Annotated in this window: 21 protein-coding genes; 6 read left to right on the top strand and 15 right to left on the bottom strand. The window is 68.2% G+C overall.

Features of this window, described 5'->3' with window-relative positions:
* Window positions 1-117: 117 nt before the first annotated feature.
* Complete coding sequence (locus tag QTN24_RS02130) at window positions 118-465, bottom strand: YqjD family protein (protein WP_313835164.1); 348 nt, start codon at window positions 463-465, stop codon at window positions 118-120.
* Window positions 466-734: 269 nt separating this feature from the next.
* Between QTN24_RS02130 and QTN24_RS02125 the strand changes: the two genes are divergently transcribed.
* Entirely contained in the window at window positions 735-1,373 is a 639-nt protein-coding gene (locus tag QTN24_RS02125; RefSeq protein ID WP_313835163.1) for a peroxiredoxin, read from the top strand.
* A gap of 159 nt (window positions 1,374-1,532) precedes the next feature.
* Here QTN24_RS02125 and QTN24_RS02120 read toward each other — a convergent pair whose 3' ends face one another.
* Complete coding sequence (locus QTN24_RS02120) at window positions 1,533-2,726, bottom strand: acyl-CoA dehydrogenase (RefSeq protein WP_313835162.1); 1,194 nt, start codon at window positions 2,724-2,726, stop codon at window positions 1,533-1,535.
* 193 nt (window positions 2,727-2,919) lie between these two features.
* Here QTN24_RS02120 and QTN24_RS02115 point away from each other — a divergent pair, with 193 nt between their 5' ends.
* Window positions 2,920-3,729: an IclR family transcriptional regulator gene (locus QTN24_RS02115; protein WP_313835161.1), complete on the top strand. Its 810-nt coding sequence runs from the start codon at window positions 2,920-2,922 to the stop codon at window positions 3,727-3,729.
* 172 nt (window positions 3,730-3,901) lie between these two features.
* Here the strand turns inward: QTN24_RS02115 and kynA are convergent, their stop codons facing one another.
* The 3 genes from kynA to kynB are packed head-to-tail and all read right to left on the bottom strand — an operon-like array spanning window position 3,902 to window position 6,716.
* Window positions 3,902-4,768, bottom strand: a complete 867-nt coding sequence (gene kynA / locus QTN24_RS02110) for a tryptophan 2,3-dioxygenase (protein ID WP_124683538.1) — start codon at window positions 4,766-4,768, stop codon at window positions 3,902-3,904.
* A gap of 12 nt (window positions 4,769-4,780) precedes the next feature.
* Complete coding sequence (gene kynU, locus QTN24_RS02105) at window positions 4,781-6,037, bottom strand: kynureninase (RefSeq protein ID WP_313835160.1); 1,257 nt, start codon at window positions 6,035-6,037, stop codon at window positions 4,781-4,783.
* A 31-nt stretch (window positions 6,038-6,068) separates the two neighbouring features.
* Window positions 6,069-6,716: an arylformamidase gene (gene kynB / locus QTN24_RS02100; protein WP_124683540.1), complete on the bottom strand. Its 648-nt coding sequence runs from the start codon at window positions 6,714-6,716 to the stop codon at window positions 6,069-6,071.
* A 158-nt stretch (window positions 6,717-6,874) separates the two neighbouring features.
* On the opposite strand from kynB, the gene QTN24_RS02095 reads away from it, so the two are divergent.
* On the top strand, window positions 6,875-7,363 hold the full coding sequence (locus QTN24_RS02095; RefSeq protein WP_313835159.1) for an Lrp/AsnC family transcriptional regulator: 489 nt from the start codon (window positions 6,875-6,877) through the stop codon (window positions 7,361-7,363).
* A 2-nt stretch (window positions 7,364-7,365) separates the two neighbouring features.
* On the opposite strand, the gene QTN24_RS02090 is transcribed toward QTN24_RS02095, so the two are convergent.
* The 6 genes from QTN24_RS02090 to QTN24_RS02065 all read right to left on the bottom strand — a co-directional run bounded on the left by QTN24_RS02090 (window position 7,366) and on the right by QTN24_RS02065 (window position 15,337).
* Complete coding sequence (locus tag QTN24_RS02090) at window positions 7,366-7,929, bottom strand: flavin reductase family protein (protein ID WP_124683542.1); 564 nt, start codon at window positions 7,927-7,929, stop codon at window positions 7,366-7,368.
* Between the two features lie 196 nt (window positions 7,930-8,125).
* On the bottom strand, window positions 8,126-9,232 hold the full coding sequence (locus tag QTN24_RS02085; protein ID WP_313835158.1) for a DUF72 domain-containing protein: 1,107 nt from the start codon (window positions 9,230-9,232) through the stop codon (window positions 8,126-8,128).
* A 10-nt stretch (window positions 9,233-9,242) separates the two neighbouring features.
* Window positions 9,243-10,484, bottom strand: a complete 1,242-nt coding sequence (locus QTN24_RS02080; protein ID WP_124683544.1) for an SAM-dependent methyltransferase — start codon at window positions 10,482-10,484, stop codon at window positions 9,243-9,245.
* Between the two features lie 247 nt (window positions 10,485-10,731).
* Entirely contained in the window at window positions 10,732-11,370 is a 639-nt protein-coding gene (pdxH, locus tag QTN24_RS02075) for a pyridoxamine 5'-phosphate oxidase (RefSeq protein WP_313835157.1), read from the bottom strand.
* 131 nt (window positions 11,371-11,501) lie between these two features.
* On the bottom strand, window positions 11,502-12,704 hold the full coding sequence (locus QTN24_RS02070; RefSeq protein ID WP_124683546.1) for an MFS transporter: 1,203 nt from the start codon (window positions 12,702-12,704) through the stop codon (window positions 11,502-11,504).
* A gap of 314 nt (window positions 12,705-13,018) precedes the next feature.
* Window positions 13,019-15,337: an AsmA family protein gene (locus QTN24_RS02065; RefSeq protein WP_313835156.1), complete on the bottom strand. Its 2,319-nt coding sequence runs from the start codon at window positions 15,335-15,337 to the stop codon at window positions 13,019-13,021.
* A gap of 193 nt (window positions 15,338-15,530) precedes the next feature.
* Between QTN24_RS02065 and tcdA the strand changes: the two genes are divergently transcribed.
* A complete protein-coding gene (gene tcdA, locus QTN24_RS02060; protein ID WP_313835155.1) occupies window positions 15,531-16,382 on the top strand; it encodes a tRNA cyclic N6-threonylcarbamoyladenosine(37) synthase TcdA in 852 nt (283 codons plus the stop codon).
* Between the two features lie 3 nt (window positions 16,383-16,385).
* Here the strand turns inward: tcdA and QTN24_RS02055 are convergent, their stop codons facing one another.
* The gene (locus QTN24_RS02055; RefSeq protein WP_313835154.1) at window positions 16,386-16,964 is read right to left on the bottom strand and encodes an ATP-binding protein; all 579 of its coding nucleotides are present in this window, start codon (window positions 16,962-16,964) and stop codon (window positions 16,386-16,388) included.
* Window positions 16,965-17,093: 129 nt separating this feature from the next.
* Between QTN24_RS02055 and QTN24_RS02050 the strand changes: the two genes are divergently transcribed.
* Entirely contained in the window at window positions 17,094-17,567 is a 474-nt protein-coding gene (locus tag QTN24_RS02050; RefSeq protein ID WP_124683549.1) for a bacteriohemerythrin, read from the top strand.
* 28 nt (window positions 17,568-17,595) lie between these two features.
* Here the strand turns inward: QTN24_RS02050 and trxA are convergent, their stop codons facing one another.
* Window positions 17,596-18,435 carry a thioredoxin gene (gene trxA, locus QTN24_RS02045; RefSeq protein ID WP_124683550.1) on the bottom strand — a complete coding sequence of 280 codons (840 nt, stop codon included), beginning with the start codon at window positions 18,433-18,435 and terminating at the stop codon, window positions 17,596-17,598.
* 237 nt (window positions 18,436-18,672) lie between these two features.
* Between trxA and QTN24_RS02040 the strand changes: the two genes are divergently transcribed.
* Window positions 18,673-20,379 (top strand): long-chain fatty acid--CoA ligase, encoded by a 1,707-nt coding sequence (locus QTN24_RS02040; protein WP_313835153.1) that lies wholly within the window; start codon window positions 18,673-18,675, stop codon window positions 20,377-20,379.
* A 144-nt stretch (window positions 20,380-20,523) separates the two neighbouring features.
* On the opposite strand, the gene QTN24_RS02035 is transcribed toward QTN24_RS02040, so the two are convergent.
* Both QTN24_RS02035 and QTN24_RS02030 read right to left on the bottom strand, forming a co-directional pair.
* Window positions 20,524-21,324: an ankyrin repeat domain-containing protein gene (locus QTN24_RS02035; protein ID WP_216643973.1), complete on the bottom strand. Its 801-nt coding sequence runs from the start codon at window positions 21,322-21,324 to the stop codon at window positions 20,524-20,526.
* A 22-nt stretch (window positions 21,325-21,346) separates the two neighbouring features.
* Window positions 21,347-22,144, bottom strand: a complete 798-nt coding sequence (locus QTN24_RS02030) for a gamma-glutamylcyclotransferase (RefSeq protein ID WP_313835152.1) — start codon at window positions 22,142-22,144, stop codon at window positions 21,347-21,349.
* Window positions 22,145-22,242 lie beyond the last annotated feature (98 nt).

Below are 22,242 nucleotides of genomic sequence, written 5' to 3'. Positions count from 1 at the left end.
CCGTCGGTCTTCAACTTCATGCACCCGGCGCAGATGCGCAGCCGGGGCTGGTACAGCCAGTACGACGGGTACTGATACAACTGATCGTGCGACGTTGGCGGGTCGCGCCGCGCTGTCTTACTTGCGGTTCAGCAGCAGGCCAACCAGCAGGCCGACGCCGGCTGCCACGCCGACGGCACGCCACGGGTGGTCGTGCACATAATCGTCGGTAGCGCGCGCGGCCGCCTTGCTCTTGGTCACGACTGCGTCTTGCAAGTCCTGTGCCTTCTCTTTGGCCTGCTTCAGCAGCCCCATGCCGCGCTCGCGCAGTTCGGCGGCTTTCTCGCCGGTGGTCGAGGCCGCTTGCTTAAGCAGTTCTTCGGCGTCGGACAGAACGGTCTTGACATCGCTCATCAGTTTCTCCTGTTTGCGGGCGGTTGATTCAAGTGGGTGACATTTTGCCTTGCCCGCTCGGGCTTGTGGCATTTCTTGTCTTCCCCGTAGCATATGTGGCGGCCGGCCATCGTTTCAAGCTCGCCGGCGCGCCACCACGACGATGTCACGCAACGGGCCATCCAAAATCCCGGCGTTGATCCGCCCGGAGAGGGAGCCGCGGCCCGTTCACCGAAGTCTTTATGACTTCGAGTGATTTTGTAGTGACTTTATATTCGTTTGGGTTGGATGGCAATCCAAGTAGGCTGGTTCACCGGCTCTTACCTTTCCTTACTTCCGTAAAGTTTTTGGAGACTTCTCTCATGGCACTGCGTCTTGGCGATATCGCACCGGACTTCGAGCAAGAATCGAGCGAGGGTCGCATCCGCTTCCACGAATGGCTTGGCGATAGCTGGGGGGTGCTGTTCTCCCACCCCGCCGACTACACGCCGGTCTGCACCACCGAACTGGGCCTGACCGCCAAGCTGAAGGAAGAGTTCGGCAAGCGCAACGTCAAGGCGATCGCCCTGTCCGTGGACAGCGTGGAGTCGCACCAGGGCTGGATCCGCGACATCAACGAGACCCAGTCCACCACGGTCAATTTCCCGATCCTGGCCGACGGCGACCGCAAGGTGTCGGCGCTCTACGACATGATTCATCCGAATGCGAATGAGACGCTGACGGTGCGCTCGCTGTTCGTGATCGACCCGAAGAAGAAGGTCCGGCTGATCATTACCTATCCTGCAAGCACCGGTAGAAATTTCAACGAAATCTTGCGCGTCATCGATTCGCTGCAGCTCACCGACCACCACAGCGTGGCCACCCCGGGCAACTGGCAGGACGGCGACGACGTGGTCATCGTGCCGTCGCTGAAGGACGAGGAGGTGATCCGCCAGAAATTCCCGAAGGGGTACAAGGCGGTGCGTCCGTACCTGCGCCTGACGCCGCAGCCCAACAAGTAAGCGCGCACGAAAAAGCCGGGCGCGGGGTGTGTCGCCCCGGCCCGGCCCAGTACTGCGTGACCGATGTCGTAACACGGCGGGCAGCGCCCGTCGTCTCCTTGGTAGTGTGCTTTCCGCCCGGCCTTCCAGCCGGGCTTTTTCATGCGCCGGCGCGGCCGGTCAGAAGAACGCCTGCAGGCCGGTCTGGGCGCGGCCCAGGATCAGCGCGTGGATGTCGTGCGTGCCTTCGTAGGTGTTGACCACTTCCAGATTCACCACGTGGCGGATCACGCCGAATTCGTCCGAGATGCCGTTGCCGCCCAGCATGTCGCGCGCCACGCGGGCGATGTCCAGCGACTTGCCGCACGAGTTGCGCTTCATGATCGACGTGATTTCCACCGCGGCCGTGCCTTCGTCCTTCATGCGGCCCAGGCGCAGGCAGCCCTGCAGGCCCAGCGTGATCTCGGTCTGCATGTCGGCCAGCTTCTTCTGCACGAGCTGCGTCTGTGCCAGCGGGCGGCCGAACTGCTTGCGGTCCAGCGTGTACTGGCGGGCGGTATGCCAGCAGAACTCGGCGGCGCCCAGCGCGCCCCAGGCGATGCCGTAGCGGGCCGAATTCAGGCACGTGAACGGGCCCTTCAGGCCGCTCACGCCCGGCATCAGGTTTTCCTCGGGCACGAACACTTGGTCCATCACGATCTCGCCGGTGATCGACGTGCGCAGGCCCACCTTGCCGTGGATGGCCGGCGCGCTCAGGCCCTTCCAGCCCTTTTCCAGGATGAAGCCGCGGATGGCTTCCTTGCCGTCGTCGCCGGTCAGCTTGCCCCAGACGACGAAGACGTCGGCGATGGGCGAGTTCGTGATCCACATCTTGGCGCCGATCAGCTCGTAGCCGCCATCCACCTTCTTGGCGCGCGTGACCATCGAGCCCGGGTCCGAGCCGTGGTTGGGCTCGGTCAGGCCGAAGCAGCCGATCCATTCGCCGGTGGCCAGCTTGGGCAGGTACTTCTGCTTCTGGGCCTCGCTGCCGAATTCGTAGATGGGAACCATGACCAGCGACGACTGCACGCTCATCATCGAGCGGTAGCCCGAATCCACGCGCTCCACCTCGCGGGCGATCAGGCCGTAGCTCACGTAGTTCAGGCCCGGGCCGCCGTACTGCTCGGGGATGGTGGGGCCCAGCAGGCCCAGTTCGCCCATCTCGCGGAAGATCTCCACGTCGGTCTTCTCGTTGCGGAACGACTGCAGCACGCGCGGCATCAGTTTGTCCTGGCAATAGGCCGCGGCGGCGTCACGGATCATGCGCTCGTCATCGGTCAGTTGCTGGTCCAGCAGCAGCGGGTCGGCCCAGTGGAATTCGGCGTTGGCAGCCATGGAGGTCTCCTTCTTTGGATGGGGCGTAGAAGGCTGCGCGCCTTCTCGGGTCCGGTGAATCAAAAGTTTTGGTTCCGCATTGCGGAACCTTGTTCCGATGAGCTAGTATAGCCGAACCGGTTTTCGCTGCAACGGGGTGAAGCCGGACCGCCGCACGTTTGCGTTCGACAATCGACCATCCCTGGAGACCACCTTGGCCCCAACCGCCGCCGCTCCCGCCGCCGCCGCGCAGAAGGAGCGGGAAAGTGATCCGAACTTCGTCACCGCGCTGGCCCGGGGGCTGGAACTGCTGCGCTGCTTCCGGACCGGCGAGGCGATGCTGGGCAACCAGGACTTCGTACGCCGCACCGGCTTTCCGAAGGCGACGGTGAGCCGGCTGGCCGGCACGCTGGTGCAGCTTGGCTACCTGCGCTACGACGACAGCCTGGGCAAGTACGCGCTGGACGCCGGCGTGCTGGCGCTGGGGTTTTCGTACCTGGCGGCGTCCGACGTGGTGGCGCTGGCCCGGCCGCACATGCTGGCCTTCGCGCAGAGCTACGGCGTGTCGGTGTCGCTGGGCAAGCGCGAGCGGCTGGAAGTCATCTACATGGAATCGATCCGGAACGACGCGGGCGTGATGCTGGGCCTGGGCGTGGGCTCGCGGCTGTCGCTGGTGTCGAGTTCGATGGGGCGCGCCTACCTGGCCGCGCTGCCGGCCGCCCGGCGGGACCGCGTGCTGGCCGAGTTCGCCCAGGCGTATCCCGAGCAATGGAAGCAGCAGGAGGCGCCCACGCGCGCCGCGCTGGCGCAGGCCGAGCGGGACGGCTACGCCGCGTCGTTCCGCGACTGGCATCCGGCCATCCACGCCTGCGCGGTGGCATTCAAGCCGGTCGGGGAGAAGGACCTGCACCTGCTGAGCTGCAGTGCGTCGTACGGCGCGGTCGCCGAAGAAACGTTCCGCGAAACGCTGGCGCCGGCGCTGATGGCGCTGGGGGCCAGGCTGTCGGATCCGGCGGGGCGGTAGGGGCGGTAGGGGCGGTAGGGGCGGCTCTTCCGCTCTCCCGTGTGCGGGGGAGCGGCAGGGGTGCGGATTGCCGAGGGCTCGGCAAGCAGGGCCTCGACGCCCTCTCCCTCAACCCCACTCCCGCGGGCGGGAGAGGGGAACAGACAAGCGCTATCTTCGAAACGCTACGAATTCAAAGATCCGTTCGCAGCTTCCACAGCTCCGGGAACAGCACCACGTCCAGCATCCGGCGCAGGTAGCTGACGCCTTCGGTGCCGCCGGTGCCGCGCTTGAAGCCGATGACGCGCTCGACGGTGGTCACATGGCGGAAGCGCCATTGGCGGAACGCGTCCTCCAGGTCGACGAGCTTCTCGCCCAGTTCGTACAGTTCCCAGTGCGCCGACGGATTCCGATAGACCTCCAGCCACGCGGCCTCGACCGACGCGTTGTACTGCGTCGGCTGCGTCCAGTCACGCTCCACCACGTCCGGGTCGATCTGGAACCCGCGCCGCGCCATCAGCCGGATCGCCTCGTCGTACATCGACGGCGTGTGCAGCGCCGCCTCCACCAGCGCCAGGTGCTCGCCGCGATGGGCGTGCGGGCGCAGCATGGCGGCGTTCTTGTTGCCCAGAATGAACTCGATCTCGCGGTACTGGTACGACTGGAAGCCCGACGACGCGCCCAGGTACGGCCGCATCGCCGAGTACTCGGGCGGCGTCATCGTCGCCAGCACGTTCCACGCCTGCACGAGCTGGTCCATGATGCGCGACACCCGGGCCAGCATCTTGAACGCGGGGCGTAGCTGGTCGTTCCGCACCCCGTCGCGCGCGGCGCGCAGTTCGTGCAGCATCAGCTTCATCCACAGCTCGGTGGTCTGGTGCTGGACGATGAACAGCATCTCGTTGTGGTCCGGCGACAGCGGATGCTGGGCCGAGAGGATCTGGTCCAGCCCCAGGTAGTCGCCGTAGCTCATGTCGCGCGAGAAATCCATCTGCGCGCCGTGCCAGCGCTCGTCGCCACCGGCACCGTGCCCCATCGGGCATCCCTTGTTCTCGCTCATGTCGGGCTCCGCTCAGGTCACCGCCGTGCGCACGGTAAAGCGCGCGTCGCGATAGGTGCCGCTGTCCAGCACGTCGCGCAGGATCTCCACGGCGTCCCAGACCTCGGTAAAGCTCGTGTACAGCGGCGTGAAACCGAAGCGGGCGATGCCGGGCTCGCGGTAGTCGCCAATCACGCCGCGCTCGATCAGCGCCGCCACCAGCGCGTAGCCGTCCGGGTGCGAGAAGCTGACCTGGCTGCCGCGCCGGGCGTGCTCGCGCGGCGTGACCAGCGCCAGCGGGTGGGCCGCGCAGCGGGCTTCCACCAGTTCGATGAACAGGTCGGTCAGCTTGAGCGACTTCGCGCGCAGCGCGCGCATGCTGGTCTGCGCGAAGATGTCGAGCCCGCATTCCACCATCGCCAGCGACGCGATCGGCTGCGTGCCGCACAGGAAGCGGCCGATGCCGCGTGCCGGCTGGTACTGCGGCGACATCGCAAACGGGGCGCCGTGGCCCCACCAGCCCGACAGCGGCTGCCAGAACTGGTCGCGCAGGGCGGGCGCCACCCAGACGAACGCCGGCGAGCCGGGGCCGCCGTTCAGGTACTTGTAGGTGCAGCCGATGGCGTAGTCGGCGCGCGCGGCGGTCAGGTCCACGGGCACCGCGCCGGCCGAATGGGCCAGGTCCCAGACCGTCAGCGCGCCGCGGGCGTGGGCCAGTTCCGTCAGGCCGGCCATGTCGAGCATCTCGCCGGTCTTGTAGTTGACGTGCGTCAGCATCAGCACGGCGGTGTCCGGGCCCACGGCGGCGTCGATGGCGGCCGGGCTGTCCACGAGCCGCACCTCGTAGCCCTGTTGCAGCAGGTCAGCCAAGCCCTGGGCGATATAGAGGTCGGTCGGGAAGTTGCTGGCCTCGGACACGATCACGCGGCGCGACGGGTCGCGCTGCTGCTGCACGCGCAGCGCGGCGGCCAGCACCTTGAACAGGTTGATCGACGTCGTGTCGGTCACCACCACCTCGTCATGCCCGGCCCCGATCAGCGGCGCCAGCCGGTTGCCCAGCCGGCCCGGCAGGTCGAACCAGCCGGCCGTGTTCCAGCTTCGGATCAGGCCATCGCCCCATTCGGCGTTCACCAACTCGGCGGCGCGCGCGGCGGCGGCACGCGGGCGGGCGCCCAGCGAGTTGCCATCCAGGTAGATCACGCCCTCGGGCAGGGCAAATTGTTCGCGCAGTGCGCGGAGCGGGTCGTCCCGGTCCAGCGCCTGGCAGCGTTCGCGTGTCAGGTTGGTCATGCGTGGCAAATGTCGGTGAAATCGGAAGGGGTCAGAGTTCGCGCAGGATGGCCCGCACCGGGCTCGCGTCCAGCGTGGCCAGGCGCAGCGGCAGCGCGATCAGTTCGTAGTCGCCGGCCGGCACGTCGTCCAGCACGATACCTTCGAGGATGGCTAGCCGGTGGTCGCGCACGGCGTGGTGGGCGTCCATGGTCTTGGAGGTCTCGGGGTCCAGCGACGGCGTGTCGATGCCGATCAGCCGCACGCCATGGCGGGCCAGCAGCGCGATGGTCTCGGGCGCCACGGCGCAGAAATCCGCATCCCAGGCGCCCTGCGGCACGGCGCGATAGGTGCGCAGCAGCACGCGCGGCGGCACGCCGGCCAGCGACGCCTCCACGTGGTGGGGCGCCACCACCGGCGCCGCGCCGATGCAATGGATCACGCGGCACGGGCCCAGGTAGGCGTCCAGCGGCACGTCGCCAATCGGCGCGCCATCGGCGGCGTAGTGGAGCGGCGCATCGGCATGGGCGCCCGTGTGCGGCGACATCGTGATGCGGCCGACGTTGACCGGGCAGTGCTCGTCAAGCTGCCAGGCGGGTTCGTGGCGGAACGGCGTGTCGCCGGGCCAGACCGGCGTGGCGTTCGAAACGGGCGGGCTGATGTCCCAGATCCGGCGGGAAGGCATTGGGGCGGTCGACATGATGGAAGCGGGTCTCCGGAGGCGCGTTTCTGCGGACGCGGTGCGTGCCGGAATCATAGTCAAATCCGCCGGAAAGAGGCTTGCGAAATGGGCCGTCCACCGGGCTGGCTTTCGCATAAAATGCGAAGGAGACAAGCTAAAACCGTGGAATCTGCGACATGACCCTCGATCCGATCGATTTGCGCATTCTCGCCGCGCTGCAGGAGAACGGCCGCATCAGCAACCAGGACCTTGCCGATAAAGTGGCGTTATCGCCATCGGCATGCCTGCGGCGGGTGCGGTTGCTGGAAGAGGGCGGGGTGATCGGCGGCTACCGGGCGTGGTTTGACGCCGAGCAACTGGGGCTGGAGATCGAGGCGATCGTGCAGGTGTCGATGCGGCACGACGTGGAGGGCTGGCACGACACGTTCAATGCCGTGGTGCAGACCTGGCCCGAGGTGCTGACTGCCTATGTGATTACCGGCGACAGCAACTACATCCTGCGGGTGCAGGCGCGCAACCTGAAGCACTACTCCGATTTCATCGTGAACCGGCTGTATCGCACGCCGGGCGTGATGGATATCCGCTCGAACATCGTGCTGCAGCGGATCAAGACGGGCGGATCGCCGCTGGCGATCCTGAAGGAGCCGGGCCAGCCGGCGGCGTGACGCTAGCGGTCGAGCGGGCAGAGCGTGGAAAACTGCGCGCCCTGGAACACCAGCGGCTGCCCGCCGGCGTCGAGGATGCCGCAGCGCTCCACCTCGCCGACGAAGATCACGTGGTCGCCTTCGTCGTACCGGCTGCGGTTGTGGCATTCGAACCAGGCCAGCGCGTTGGCCAGGATCGGCAGCCCGGTTTCGGACAACTGGTAGTCCACACCGGCAAAGCGGTCGCCCTTGAGTGTGGCAAAGCGCTGGCACAGGTCCATTTGTGATGCGGCCAGCACGTTGATGATGTAGTGCGAGCCATCGCGGAACATCGGCAGGCTGTTGGCACGATGGGCCATGCTCCACAGCACCAGCGGCGGGTCCAGCGACACCGAGTTGAACGAACTGGCGGTGATGCCGACGAACGGCGCGCCATTGGCATACGGATGGCCGGCGGCGCGCGTGGTGATAACCGTCACACCTGTGGCGAACTGCGACAGCGCGCGCTTGAAATGCTGGCTGTCAAAATCGGGGGCGGTGGCCTTGCGGTTCCCGGTGTCGGGGTCCTCGGCCTCTGGCATGCCCATCTCTCGGGCTCCACACAAATCCATGATCTTCATATCGGGACGGCCGGCGCGCGTGCAACACGTCCAACCTATTCCTCGCGGTGCGTAATTTCGGTGGCCTGCCCCACACAGGGGCACGGCCGCCGATGGGCCGATTGTAACGGACTCAGGACATTGGTTCCGAAGTGACGTCCGCGCGACCCTGCCCCCGGTGGTGTCATGCGGGGCGCGCGGCGGCCGCCGGCATTGCGTGTGATGCCGGCGCTTCCAGCCGGTCGGCGATGGCCGACGCCAGCCGGGCGATGCTGTGCGGCGCGCAGCCTTCGGCGTTGTTGCTGACGATCACGTAGGCCGGCTGGCCCGTGCGCAGCGTGCGGACCACCACGTCGGCGATGGCGTCGCGCGTGGCGTCGTCGGGGTCCACGAGCTTGTCGAACGGCATGTACGCGCGCTCGGCCATCGCATACGAGCGGCCTTCGCGCAGCATCCAGCGCAGCACCAGCGGGCCCGGCGCGCCGTCGTCCATGAGCGCCTGGGCGTGGGCCTGGCGCGGCACGGCCGGCAGGCGGTCGCGCGCGGCCAGGCAGAAGCGCACGCCACGGTCGCGCAGCAGGCGGATGTAGCGCGGCGTCAGCAGCGCCGGGTCGCGCATCTCCACGGCGTAGCAGGCGTGCGGCGTGAGCGTCGGGTCCAGCGGCGGCAGCGCGGCCAGGAAGGCGTCGAGCCGCGCCAGGAACGCCGGGCCGTCGTCGGCCACGCTCTGCAACGGCGAGAGCTGGAACAGCAGCGGCCCGCAGCGCTGGCCGAGCCCGCCCGTGGCCGGCACGATGAAATCGCGGATGGCGATCTCGGCGTCCAGGAACGCCGCGTTGACCAGCCGCCCGGCGCCATCGGGCCCGCGCAGCCAGGCATCGCAGACGCTGGCCGGCGCCTTGACCAGAAAGCGGAAGCCCTCGGGCACCTGGGCCGCGTAGTTCATGTAGTCGGTCAGCGGGATCGGCCCGTAGAAGCCGCGGTCGATGCCGGCCATGCGCAGCAGCGGGTGCTGGCCGCACGCGCGCAGCCCCTTGCGCGACAGCAGGCTCTCGGTGTACTGGCCGTCGTAGACCAGCCCGTGCCAGCCCGGATACGACCACGACGACGTGCCGAAGTACAGGTTTGGCGGCAGCCGCCGGGCCAGCGCGGTCAGCGCGGCGTCGGGCGTCCATGGCTGGACGGCCTTGCCGGCGGGGGGCTTCTTGTCGGAAGGGGCCGCGCGCGGCGGCCCGGGAGGCGTGTCCGGCGACGCCAGCGCATCGCCGAACAGGTCGAGGTTGTCAGTCAAGCGTCAGGCGTCAGGCGTCGTTACCGATCGGAGAGGCGTAAATATAGCGCCGCGAGACCGGGAACGTGTCGGCGGCACGGTCCGCCTTCTGGCACACCACCTGGTGCAGCGACATGATGCTGTGGAGGAACGCATGCTCGCAGCCGGCCAGGTAGATACGCCAGATCCGGTACTTCTTCTCGCCCACCATGGCGCGGATCTTGTCGGCGTTGACCTCGAAGTTGTCGGCCCAGTGGCGCAGCGTCTGCGCGTAGTGGCGGCGCATCAGCTCCACGTCGAACGCTTCCAGCCCGGCCTTCGCCATCGTATGCAGGACCATGCTGATGTGCGGCAGCTCGCCCTGCGGGAACACGTAGCGGTCCATGAAGCCCGAGCCGTCCAGCGGCACCGCGCCGCTGTCGGGGTCGGTGGCGGTGATGCCGTGGTTCATCGCCACGCCGTCGTCCTTGAGCAGGTCGCGGATCCGGCCGAAGTAGCCAACCAGGTTGGCCTTGCCCACGTGCTCGAACATGCCGACGCTCGTGATGCGGTCGAACTGGCCCTGGATGTCGCGGTAGTCCTGCAGCCGGATCTCGATGCGGTCCTGCAGCCCGGCGGCCCGCACGCGCTCGGTGGCCAGGTCGAACTGGTTCTGGGACAGCGTGATGCCCACGCACTGCGCGCCGAACTTCTGCGCGGCGCGGATCACCAGCGCGCCCCAGCCGCAGCCGATGTCCAGCAGAGTCTGGCCCGGCTGCACGCGGATCTTGGTCAGGATGTGGTCGATCTTCTTGAGCTGCGCGGTGGCCAGGTCTTCGTTGCCGTGCTCGAAGTACGCGCACGAGTAGACCATGCGCGGGTCCAGCCAGAGCGCGTAGAACGCGTTCGAGACGTCGTAGTGGTACTGGATCGACGCCTTGTCCTCGGCCTTGCTGTGCGTGAAGTGCTGGGCCACCTTGGCCAGTGCGCCACCGGCGCTGCGCGCGGCGGCCGACGACAGCCCGTATCCCACCTTGATGATGTCCGCCAGCCGGCCGTCGAGGTCGATCTTTTCCTGGACGTAGGCCTCGCCAAGGTTATCGAGGCTCGGCGCAAGCAGCATCGGCAGCGCGGAGGCTTCACGCACCGTCAGCGTGACGTCGGGCTTGTCGAAGTTGCCGAGCTGGTATTCGGTGCCGTTCCAGAGCCGGAGCCTGACCGGCAGGTTGGCGTGCTCGCGGACATCGGAGATCCAGCTATCGAGCTGCTTGTCGATGGCTTGCTTGAAGAACATGCGGCTTTCTCCCGATTGGTTGGTGATCCCTCTCGAAAAAATGCCCCATGGTCGGCTGCGCAAGACTGCGTGGTGAACGCAGCCCGGCCTTGGGGGCGCACCGATGCATGGCCGGTGCGGCGACGCAAGAACTTTACGCCAAAAAACAGGATTGTGCAGTGCAGGCCGCCGCGGCCGCGGTACCTGTCGGCACATGCAGACATTGACCACGCAGCGCCGTCCGGCGCCGCGTCATCGCCTGTTTCAATCAGGGCGACAGCCGCACGATCTGCCAGCCGCCATCGGCCTGTTGCCGGAACGCGATGCGGTCATGCAGGCGCGACGGGCGGCCCTGCCAGAATTCGATCCAGGTCGGCCGCAGCCGGTAGCCGCCCCAGTGCGGGGGGCGCGGCGGGTTGTCGCCGAACTTGTTGCGGAAGTCGGCCTCGCGGGCTTCCAGCACGTCGCGGCCGGCCACCTCGCGGCTTTGTTCGGACGCCCACGCACCCAGGCGCGATCCGAGCGGCCGCGACGCGTAGTAGGCATCGCTCTCGGCATCGGCCACCTTCTCGACCACGCCTTCCACGCGCACCTGGCGCTCCAGCTGGACCCAGTGGAACAGCAGCGCGGCGCGCGGGTTGGCTTCCAGGTCCAGGCCCTTGCGGCTCTCGTAGTTGGTGAAGAACGTGAAGCCGTTGGCGTCCATGCCCTTGAGCAGCACGATGCGGGCGGACGGCTGCCCGTCGGCGCCGACCGTGGCCAGCGTCATCGCGTTGGGTTCGGGCAGCTTGGCCTGCAGCGCCTCGTCGAACCAGTGCTGGAACTGGCGGATGGGGTCATGGGCCACGTCGGTTTCGGAAAGCGCGCTCAGCATGTAGTTGCGGCGCAGGTCGGCGAGCTGGGTCATATCGCATGTCGAAGAGTCGGTCCGCCTGTCGGGGCACGCGGACGAGGATGCTTCGAGTATAGCCAATGCGCCGGACACCGCATTTGCGCCATGGCAAGCGGCATCGCCGTTTTACTAGATTTGCCGGGTGGCTACGGCTGGGTCGGGGCCGGCGCCGGCAGCTTGCGGGTCTGGCGGCGCGAGTAGTAGTTGGCCATGCCCATGGCGCCGGCCATCGACAGGAAGATCGGCAGCATGCCCAGCGCGGTGCCGACCACGCCGAACGTGAGCGGCCACACCACCTGGCTCGTGTTGAGCACGGCCGATCGCAGCCCCAGCGCCTCGCCGGCGCGGCCGGACGGCGACGCGGTATGGAGGATGTTCATCACGTTGGGCTGGGCGCTGCCCAGCGCCAGCCCCAGCACGAACGCCAGCGCGCACATCAGCCAGAAATGCGACACGAACGGGTAGACCAGGTAGGCCAGCGCGCCCACCAGCAGGGCCAGCCGGATGATCCGCCATTCCGAGAAGCGGCGCGACACCATCGGCATGGCCACGCGAATGGCCAGCGTGGCAATGGAAAACGCGCCGAGCACCCAGCCGATCATCGACGGCGACAGCCCGATGCGCGTGCCCTGGATGGGGATCAGGAACGCGTGCAGGTCCCACGCGGCCGACAGCACCGCGCTGGCCACGAACACCGCGCGCAGCTCCGGATGCTGGAGCAGGTCCAGCGTGGAATGGCGCGAGCCGTCCTCGATGGCGAGGCGGCCCGCGTTGCCGCCCGTGGCCGGCAGGCGCGGCCGCACGTACTGCAGCCCGGCCTGGCCCAGCAGCGCCACGCCCACCAGGATGCAGAACGCCGTGCGAAAGCCCGCGTGCTCGATCGTGTAACCCATGGCCACCGGCCCCAGCGTGCCCGAGATCGACAGGCCCAGCGCGTGCCACGTGTAGTTGCGCAGCCGCGTCTCGTTGGTCGATACCTGGCCGATCAGCAACTGCATGGCCACCTGCACGAGCATGAAGCCCACGCCGATCAGCGCGCAGGCCGCGTAGAGCGACGCAATGTCGTGCCACACCGCCGGCAGCAGCGTGCCGGCCACCACCATCAGCGACCCCGCCGTCATCGGCAGCCGCGGCCCGATCTCGTCGATGCGCTTGCCCGCGCGGATCGCCAGGAACATCGGCAGCAGCGCGTAGAGCGACATCAGGATGCCCAGCGTGACGGTGGACGCCTTGAGCGAGATGGCAAATAGGGAAACGACGACGCGACTGGCGTTGAACGCCACGTGATTGCACACCGTCAACGCGATCAGCCAGCTGATCGGGGGGACGGCGGCGTGAGGCAACGTCATGGCAGGGGCGGGGCAGGAGGGTGGTTCGCGCCGCCGGCAAGGGTCTCCGATCCAGCGACAAGATGCGCGAAAAAGAAAATCAGTGCGGCCGGGGCCGCACCTGACAAGACACCGGTGGCCGGACTGGAACCCGGCAACGGTGGCGTTGCACGTCGCTGTTCATTAATTACTTGCTTAATCAACGACCCGCCGATTATGCGACTGGCCGCGGCCGCGCACAACACCGGTGAAGCCGGGCGTGCCAAATCCGCAACACCTCGCGGCGGGGGCCGGCGAAGCGTTGCGGATCAACGGGGGAGGGGACGGGCGCGCGGTCAGCCGCCCTGGTAGAGCTGCCGGTCGTTGGCCGGACGGTTCTGCTGCACGTTCGGCGCGGGGATGCGCGGCTTGGTGGGCTCCGGTGCCGGCTCGCCACGGGCCGCGTCGGACTTGGTCGGCGACTCGGGAATCGCCGGGCCGGCCTGCTGCTGTCCCTTGCCGGCCGACGGACCCGTGTAGGTCTTGCCCGGCGGCGGCGCGGTGGGCCGCTTCTTGAGTTCCGCCAGCAGCTTGCCGCAGTTGGATTCCTCGCCGCCCGAGATGTCGAGCAGCGGCACCACCATCGCCACAGGCGCGGTCAGCGCCAGCGCCAGCGCGCCGCCGGCCCGCAGCGCCAGGATGGCGATGTTCGGGCTGACCGACGGGTCCTTGAACGTGCCGCCCACGTACAGCGGCGAGCGCAGCGAGATGATCCGCAGCCCCTTGGAGTCGGGGTGGATCGTCAGCGCCAGCCGCTCGTCCTTGAAGTCGACGGCGCCCTCGGTGTTGATCACGGCGTCCTGCGTGTCCAGCACGAAGGTCTGGGCCCGCGCGATGCCGTTCTGGAAGCCGAACGCCGCCACGCCGCAGTTGATCTGCACCGGTTTGTCGCCGAACAGCTTCGACACCACCACGCTGCCCACGTTGAGCCCGATGGCTTCGAGGATGAACTTGCTGACCGTGCCGTTTTCCACCAGCAGCCGGGCCTCGCCGTTGGACGACCCGAGGATCTGCGCCACCGAGTTGCCGGTGGCCGACAGCTTGGCGCTGCCGTTGATCTCGCCCACGCTGGCCCGGGCGCTGTCCGCCTTCGGAAACAGCTGCTTGATCTTCAGGTGCCGCGCGGTCATGTCGATCATCGCGCCCATCGGCTCGCGCTTGCCGTCCAGCCGGATCGTCGACACCAGGTTGCCGCCGGCCACGCCGAAGTTCAGCGGATCGAGCAGCAGCACGCCGTCGGTCAGCTTCAGGTGGGTGGTCAGGTCCGTGATCGGCAGGTCTTCGTCGCGCACGATGCGCTTGCCGGTGAACTTCACGTCGGCGTCGATCTCGTCCCAGCGCTCGGTGCGGAACGGCGCCACGGGCAGCGCCTTGTTGGGCGGCTGCTTGACCGGGCTGTCCTTGGCCGCCTCGCCCGGCTTGGCGCCGCCGCCGATCAGCGGCGCCAGGTCGGCGAACAGCAATTGCTTCGATACCAGCTCGCCCGACAGCAGCGGCCGGGGCGAACGCTGCGCGAACGTCAGCGTGCCGCCGATGTCGCTGCCGCCCACCTTGCCGGTGAAGTTGCGATAGGTGTACGTCGACGCGCCCTTGTTCAGCGTGGCCACCAGCCGGCCGCGCGTTTCATACGGCGGCGTGGACGGCAGCACGATGCCGGTCAGCTTGTAGAGCGACGCCATGCTGTCGCCGGACAGCGCCAGGTTCACGTCCAGCGCGCCCAGGTGGGCCGGATTGGTCACGGTGCCTTCGATGGTCGCCCGCGTGGCGCCCACGCGCACGTCGGCCTGGATGGGGTAGGGCGTGTTGGTGTCGCGCAGGCTCAGCACCGTGCCGGCCTTGCCGGTGGCGTTGATCGTGGCCTGGTTGTAGTGGCCCACCGCCTTCCAGCGCAGCCCGTAGCGGTCGTCGTTGCCGGTCTTGTTGTCGCGCGCCCGGGCGTCCGGGGCGGATGCGGCGGATGCGGCCGCCGCCTGCGACGCTGCCACGGCCGAGGCGTCGGACGGCATCAGCGCGCCGTCGCGCGCCTTGTCGTAGATGCCCTTGTCGCCGATGGTGTCCAGCGTGGCCTGCAGGTCGATCTTCTCGGCGGCGTCCTTGAGCGCCAGGTTGCCGCGCTGCAGCACCACCTCGCCCACGTCCAGGTGCCATTTCGACTTGCCGGAATCGGTCTCCTTGCGCGTGTCGAACGTCCAGTTGTTGCGCTTGTCGGCCAGCCGCTCCAGCCACACGGCCGGGCTGTCGACGACGATGGTCGGCACGTTGATCTCGTGCGCCAGCAGCGGCAGCGGGCGCAGGATGAAGATCAGCTCGCGGATGGTGCCCATGTTGGGCGCCTCTGCCCAGTCCGGGTTGCCGATCGTGATGTCCTTGCCCGACAGCCGCGGCCACGGCACCAGCGTGCGCCAGCCGGTCTCGCCCTGCGGGCGTTTCCAGGTGACGCTGAGGTCGCCGTTGATCGCGAACGGGCGGCCGATGGACTCCGACACCTTGTCGTTGAGCCACGGCTTGAGCCGGTTCCAGTCGAAGGTCAGGATGACGATGACGACGAGCGTGATCAGCGCCAGGGGCGCGAACACACTCCAGAAGACGATTTTCTGTCGACGCGAGGCGGGCATAAGGGGCGGGCTCCTGTGGGCGGCCATGCGGCGGATGAACCACTGCTCGTTTCATTGTAGAAACCGGCCCGGCGTGCGGTTGTCGGCCTCCCGCTGACATTGCGGTCGCCCGGAACCCTATTTTTGGCGCGGCGAGGCCGGGAACGATACCGGCCGCTGACATAGAATGCCGGCAGATTTTCAGAGATCGACGATGACCACCGCTTCCACGCCCCCGGCGGAGCAGGACCTGCCCGCGCCCCTGACCCACGAAAGCCCCGCCGACGACGACTACCACCGCCGCTTTGCGGGCGTGGCGCGGCTGTATGGCGCCGACGGGCTGGCTCGGCTGGAGACGGCCAGCGTGTGCGTGATCGGCATCGGCGGCGTGGGCAGCTGGGCCGCCGAGGCGCTGGCCCGCAACGCGGTGGGCCGGCTGACGCTGATCGATCTGGATCACATCGCGCCGTCGAACACGAACCGCCAGATCCACGCGCTGGGCGATGCCTACGGCCGGGCCAAGGTCGACGCCATGGCCGAGCGGATCGTGGCGATCAACCCGCGCTGCCGCGTGACGCCGGTGGACGACTTTGTCACCGAGGACAACGTGGCCGCGCTGCTGGGCGGCTTCGACTACGTGATCGACGCCATCGACGCGGTCAAGGTCAAGACGGCCATCCTGGGCTGGGCGCGGCGCGAGGGCGCGCGGGTCATCACGTGCGGCGGGGCGGGCGGCCAGCTCGACCCCACCCGCGTGCGCATCGACGACCTGGCCCGCACGATCCAGGACCCGCTGCTCGCCAAGGTGCGCGGCAACCTGCGCCGCCAGTGGGGCTTTCCGCGCGATCCGAAGAAGAAGTTCGGCATCCAGGCCGTGTATTCCGACGAGCCGCTGCAGTATCCCGAGCCCGCGCAGCAGGCGTGCGAGATCGACGAGGTGCCGCCCGCGCCGGTGCGCGGCCCGCAGGGGCTGGCGTGCGCCGGGTTTGGCTCGTCGGTGGCGGTGACGGCGGTGTTCGGCTTCGTGGCGGCGTCGGCCGTCATCGGCGCGCTGGCCGCGGGCTGACGCTCAGGCGGCCAGCGTGCGCAGCAGGCCGTCGATGGCGGCGGCGTCGGGCGCCAGGTTGTCGAAGAAGATCAGCTCGGGATAGTCGGCCGGGTCCGGCGCGAAGCGGCGCTGGCGGTACGCGTCCCAGTGCGCCAGCTTGTAGGCATCGTTGGGATTGCCGCGCGCGATGATCCGCGCGTGGGCGGCGTCCTCGGGCAGGTGGACCCAGACGATCCGTGTCTCGGTGCCGGGCGGCACGTGCAGCCACTGCGGGTCGGTCAGCAGGTGGGCGCGGATCTCGCGCGACAGCGGCCCGATCACGATCACGCTGATGCCGAGCGTCAGGTTCTCGCGCGCGGTATCGAGCAGGCCCTCGTATTCGGGGTCGCGCAGGTTGTCCAGGTAGGCCGGACTGTCGCGGTCGTTGGCGTCGCCCGTGATGGCCCGCATGGCCGCCGCGCTGTAGCGGCCGTAGAGCGTGTCCTTGTCGAGCAGGCAGAACGGCTCGCCGGTGGCCTGCATCAGCGGCGCGATCAGCCGGTGTGCCAGCGTGGTCTTGCCGGTGCCGGCGTGACCGCAGAAGAAGATCAGTCGGGGCATGTCTGGGGCGGGGCGGGGTTGCGTCAGCGGCGTGAACCCCGAGCATAACCGTTGTTTGCGGAAAATCAGATCGGCAGGCCGTGAAATCGGTATCCTTGCCGCTTATCTCAAAGACAAAGTCCCGATTCCATGTCTGCAGAACAGAATCCCTACGCCGGGCTTTCCGCCGAAGGCCTGCCCGAGGCGCTGCGGCTAGGCGAGCCCGTGACCGACGCCACGCACGCGGAATTCCTGCAGTTGCTCGATGCGGTCGCCAAGGCCGACGACGCCGGCTTCCTGGCCGCCTACGACGCCTGGATCGACCACACCCGGCACCATTTCGGCCAGGAAGAGCAGTGGATGGAGGCGATGCAGTTCGGGCCGCGCTTCTGCCACACGAACGAGCACAACGGGGTGTTGCAGGTGGTGCAGGCCGTGCGCGACAAGATCGCGCAGGAAATGGAGGACCCGGAAGGGCCGGGCAAGGGCGGGCTGTCGCTGGGGCGCCGCCTGGTGGACGAGCTGTCAGGCTGGTTCGACAACCACGTCAAGTCGATGGACGCGATGATGGTCGAGCATATGAAGGCCAACGGCTTCCTGCTGGTGGAGGCGCCGGCGGCCTAGCCGGCGACCCTCCCAACACCGCGCCGCGTCAGTTCAGCGTCGTGCTGAGCTGGCGGCGCCACTTCGACACCACTTCTGGCGAATCGGCCATCAGGTCGAAGACCGACAGCATCGTCTTGCGGCCGATGTCGTCCTCGAAGCCGCGGTCGCGGCGCACGATTTCCATCAACTGTTCCAACGCCGGCTGATACTCGCGCCGCGCGATCAGCACTTTCGCCAGGTCCAGCCGGGCGGCCAGGTTGGCCGGATCGGCCTGGACCTGCGCCTTTAGCTCGGCGCCGTCCGGCAGGTCGTCGAGCCCCTTCATCGCATCGAGCCGGGTCTTGATCGCCGCGTAGCCATCCTCCTGCGGCGCACGCGCGGTCAGACGGCCGAATTCGGCGTCGGCGGCGTCGATGGCGTTGTCGTCGAGCAGGAAGCTGATGTAGGCCAGCCGGTTCGCGTCGTTCTCGGGCTCGTGGGCCAGCGACGCCTGCCAGGCGGCCCTGGCGCCCTCGCGGTCGCCCGCTTCGGCCAGCGCCTGGGCGCTCTGCACGGCTAGCTCGCCGTCGGTGGGCTGGAGCGTGTCGATGAACTCGCGCAACTGCGATTCGGGCAGCACACCGACAAACTGGTTGACCGCCTGCCCCTCGGCAAACGCCACCACGTGGGGGATGCTGCGCACGCCAAAGTGCGCGGCAAGCTGCTGGTTCTCGTCGACGTTGACCTTGACGAGCTTCCAGGTGCCGCCGGCCTCGGCTTCCAGCTTTTCCAGCATCGGCCCCAGCGTGCGGCACGGGCCGCACCACGGCGCCCAGAAATCGACCAGCACGGGCACGGGGCTGTTGATGACTTCGGCTTCAAAGTTCTGCAGGGTGACGTCGCTCATGTTCTGCACCTTGGAATGTGAGAGCCGCACCAGCGGCCGAATGTCCCTATTGTGAGGGCGGAGCCCCAAATTGCAACCGGCGGCTGTCCGGCACCCCCGGCGCGATGGGCGGGAAAACCTCCGGTTGAAAATAGAACGGTCGTTCAGTTATATTGCTTGACCACTACGCGGGGCCCACCCTGCGAACACCCGCCTTCCGAAAAAACTGGTCCTCGAAGACCGTCCGCAGGAGACATCATGACCACCACGCCCGCCCGCCCGCACTTCCAGTTCTGGCCGAAGCGCGTGCCGACCGAGATCGTGCTGCCCGAGACCTCGCTCTGGTACAACCTCGAAGTCTCGGCGCGCCGCTACGCGGACAAGGCCGCGATCCGCTATTTCGGCAACGCCATCACGTTCCGCGCGCTGCAGGACCAGGCCACCGCGCTGGCGGGCTGGCTGCAGCAGTCGGCCGGCGTGAAGAAGGGCGACCGCGTGCTGCTGTACATGCAGAACTGCCCGCAGTTCATCATCAGCTACTACGCCATCCTGCGCGCGGACGCCGTGGTCGTGCCGGTCAATCCGATGAACCGGGCCGAGGAATTCAAGCACTACGTGACCGACGCCCAGGCGCGCGTGGCGATCTGCACGGCAGACCTGGCGGCCGGCGTGATGCAGGCCGACGCCGAGATCCCGGCCGACCAGCGGCTCCAGCACCTGCTGGTCACGCAGTACGCCGACGCGCTGCCCGCCACGTACGAATTCCCCGAGGACGCCCCGCCCGCATGGCTGGCCGCCGAGCATCCGCTGCCGGCCGGCGCCACGCCGTGGGCGCAGGCGCTGGGCGCCGGCCAGCAGCCGGGCCCGCATACGGCCGGGCCCGACGACATGGCCGTGATGCCGTACACGTCGGGCACCACGGGCTTTCCCAAGGGCTGCATCCACACGCACCGCTCGGTCATGCACAACGTGATCGGCGGCGCCACGTGGTCCGGCAGCGGCGCGGAATCGGTGATCCTGTCGGTGCTGCCGCTGTTCCACGTGACCGGCATGCAGTACGGCATGAACGGCCCGATCTACACCGGCGCCACCGTGGTCATGCTGCCGCGCTGGGACCGCGAGGTGGCCGGCCGGCTGATCTCGCGCTACCAGGTCACGCACTGGACCAACATCCCGACCATGGTGATCGACTTCCTGGGCAGCCCGAACCTGGCCAGCTTCGACGTCAGCAGCCTGCGCTACATCGGCGGCGGCGGCGCGGCCATGCCGCAGGCCGTGGCCGAGCGGCTGAAGACGCAGTTCGGCCTGAGCTACCTGGAAGGCTATGGCCTGTCCGAGACCATGGCGCCGACGCACAGCAACCCGTCGGACCGCGCCAAGCTGCAATGCCTGGGCGTGCCGACGTTCAACACCGACGCCCGCGTGGTAGACCCGGTCACGCTGCAGGAACTGCCGCCGAACGAGGTGGGCGAGATCATCGTGCGCGGCCCGCAGGTGTTCAAGGGCTACTGGGGCAAGCCCGACGCCACGCGCGACGCATTTATCGAGTTCGAGGGCCGGACGTACTTCCGCACCGGCGACCTGGGCCGCATGGACGAAGAAGGCTACTACTTCATCACCGACCGCCTGAAGCGGATGATCAACGCGTCGGGCTTCAAGGTCTGGCCGGCCGAGGTGGAAAACCTGCTGTACAAGCACCCGGCCGTGCAGGAAGCGTGCATCATCGGCACCCGCGACCCGTACCGCGGCGAAACGGTCAAGGCCGTGGTGGTGCTGCGCGCCGACGCCAAGGGCAAGACCACGCCCGAGGACATCATCGAATGGGCCAAGGAAAACATGGCCGCCTACAAGTACCCGCGCGTGGTGGAATTCGTCGACGCCCTGCCGAAGTCGGGCACGGGCAAGGTGATGTGGCGACAGTTGCAGGAAACCGAGAACGCGCGGCAGACGCCGGCAGCGGCGTGAGGTAGCGGGCGAGGCGTTCGCTGTATTTCTCCCGCCCCTGCCTTGCGGGAGCGGGGTCGGGGATGGGGGCGTTGAGGTTCCAGATGCGACATGTCGCGGCAGAACCGCCTTGCCCCACCCCCAACAGCCAACACCCTCCCTGAATCAATGCCCCCGGGCCCGCATCAGCGCCTTCACCATCGTCTTGTAGCCGCGCTCGCGGGCGTGGCGTGAGGGGGTGATGCCTTCGCGGTCGGCCAGGTTGGCGTCGGCGCCGGCGTCCAGCAGCAGTTGCACCACTTCCTCGTAGCGCGTGCTGCCGTCGCCCAGGATGATGGCTTCCAGCAGCGCCGTCCAGCCGAGCTGGTTGACGCGGTCGACCGGTACGCCGGCCTTCAGCAGCAGCTTCACCACTTCCACGTTGCCATGCTGGCTGGCCGCGATCAGCGCGGTGCCGTCGTAGCGGTCGGTGCTGCGGACGTCGGCGCCGTGCGACAGCGACAGCCGCACGATGTCGAGCTGGTTGGTGGCCGAAGCCAGCAGAAACGCGCTGTTCGATTCCCCATCCTTCTGGTTCACGTCGGCGCCGGCCATGATCAGCGCGCGCGCCACGTCGCCGCGGCGGTTGTAGACGGCGGCCACCAGCGCCGAGCGGCCGCGTTCGTCCACGGCCGACAGCGACGCGCCGGCCCGCAGCAGCCGGTTCACGAGATCGAGGTCGCCGATGCTGGCCGCTGTCACCAGGTTGCGATCCAGCGCGGTCATGCCTTCGCCGCGCGATGGCGGGCTGGCCGGCAGCGGGCGCGGCATCGGCGCGGGCGCCGAGGCATCGCGCATGCCGCCCAGCGATCGCGCCAGCGTCTGGCCGCCCTGGCCCGCCAGCAGCCCGCCCGCCATCAGCAATCCCATCAACCCGAGCATTTCGGCAAGTGCCTGGCGGCGGTGGCGGGTCTGGGAGGGCGTCATGATGATCGGCGTTGGGCTGCGGTCAGACGGTTTCGTGTGGATGGACGGTGGCGGCCACGGCGTCGTCCGGGCGCGTTGCCGCGCTGGCCGAGGTGGCCACCGGCGTGGCAGTGGTGCAGGCCGCCCGGGCCGCCTCGGCTGCGTCGCGCTCCTGGAGCTGGCGCCAGAGCCGGCCCAGGTAAGGATCGTCGACGCCGTGCGTGGCTAGCCCCAGCAGGGTTTGTTGCAGGTATTCGCGGGCGGGGCCGTACAGGCCGCAGGCATGGCGCAGGCAGTCCACCACGCGCGCGTCGGGCAGGCGCCCGGCGTAGCCGGCGTGGGACCGGTTCATGACGAAGGCGAGCGCGCGCTGCTCGGGCGCGTCCGGCGCCTGGTCCAGCTTCACGCGCAGCCAGCGCGGGTGGTAGGCGCCCGTCATCATCTCGCGGCGCCACAGCACGCGGAATTCCTGCTCCACCACGTGGCTCGGGATGCGGAACACCATGCCCGTGCAGCTACCGCCCCGGTCCAGGCCCAGCACGAGGCCGGGGTTGTCCCAGGTGCCGCGATTGATCTTCGAATAGAGGTAGAAGCCCCGGTGATAGCCGTGCACCGTGGCCAGCCGGCTCTCGGTGTGGACGACCATCGGGTTCCAGATCAGCGATCCGTAGCCGAACACCCAGACGTCGCCGTTCAGGTCGGCCGTATCGGGCCGGCAGGCCAGCGCGCAGCCCAGCGAGCGCTCCACGTCGGCCTCAGGCAGCAGCGAGGACGCGACCGGCGAGCTGCACAGCTTGGTGCGCAGCCGGTCTGCCTCGAGGTCCTGTCTTGTGATGGCCATGGCTGAAAGAATAATCCAAAGCGCATTGATGCGTCGCAAGCAAACCACGGATTCGTGTCCGGGTGTGTGCAGCAGGCAACGGTCGGGGGCTGGCCCGA

Origin of the sequence: Cupriavidus sp. SZY C1, from assembly GCF_032190535.1 — a bacterium.
Taxonomy (GTDB): Bacteria; Pseudomonadota; Gammaproteobacteria; order Burkholderiales; family Burkholderiaceae; genus Cupriavidus; species Cupriavidus pauculus_C.
The sequence above is the reverse complement of the archived record's forward strand: the minus strand, read 5'-3'. Positions and strand labels throughout refer to the sequence as shown.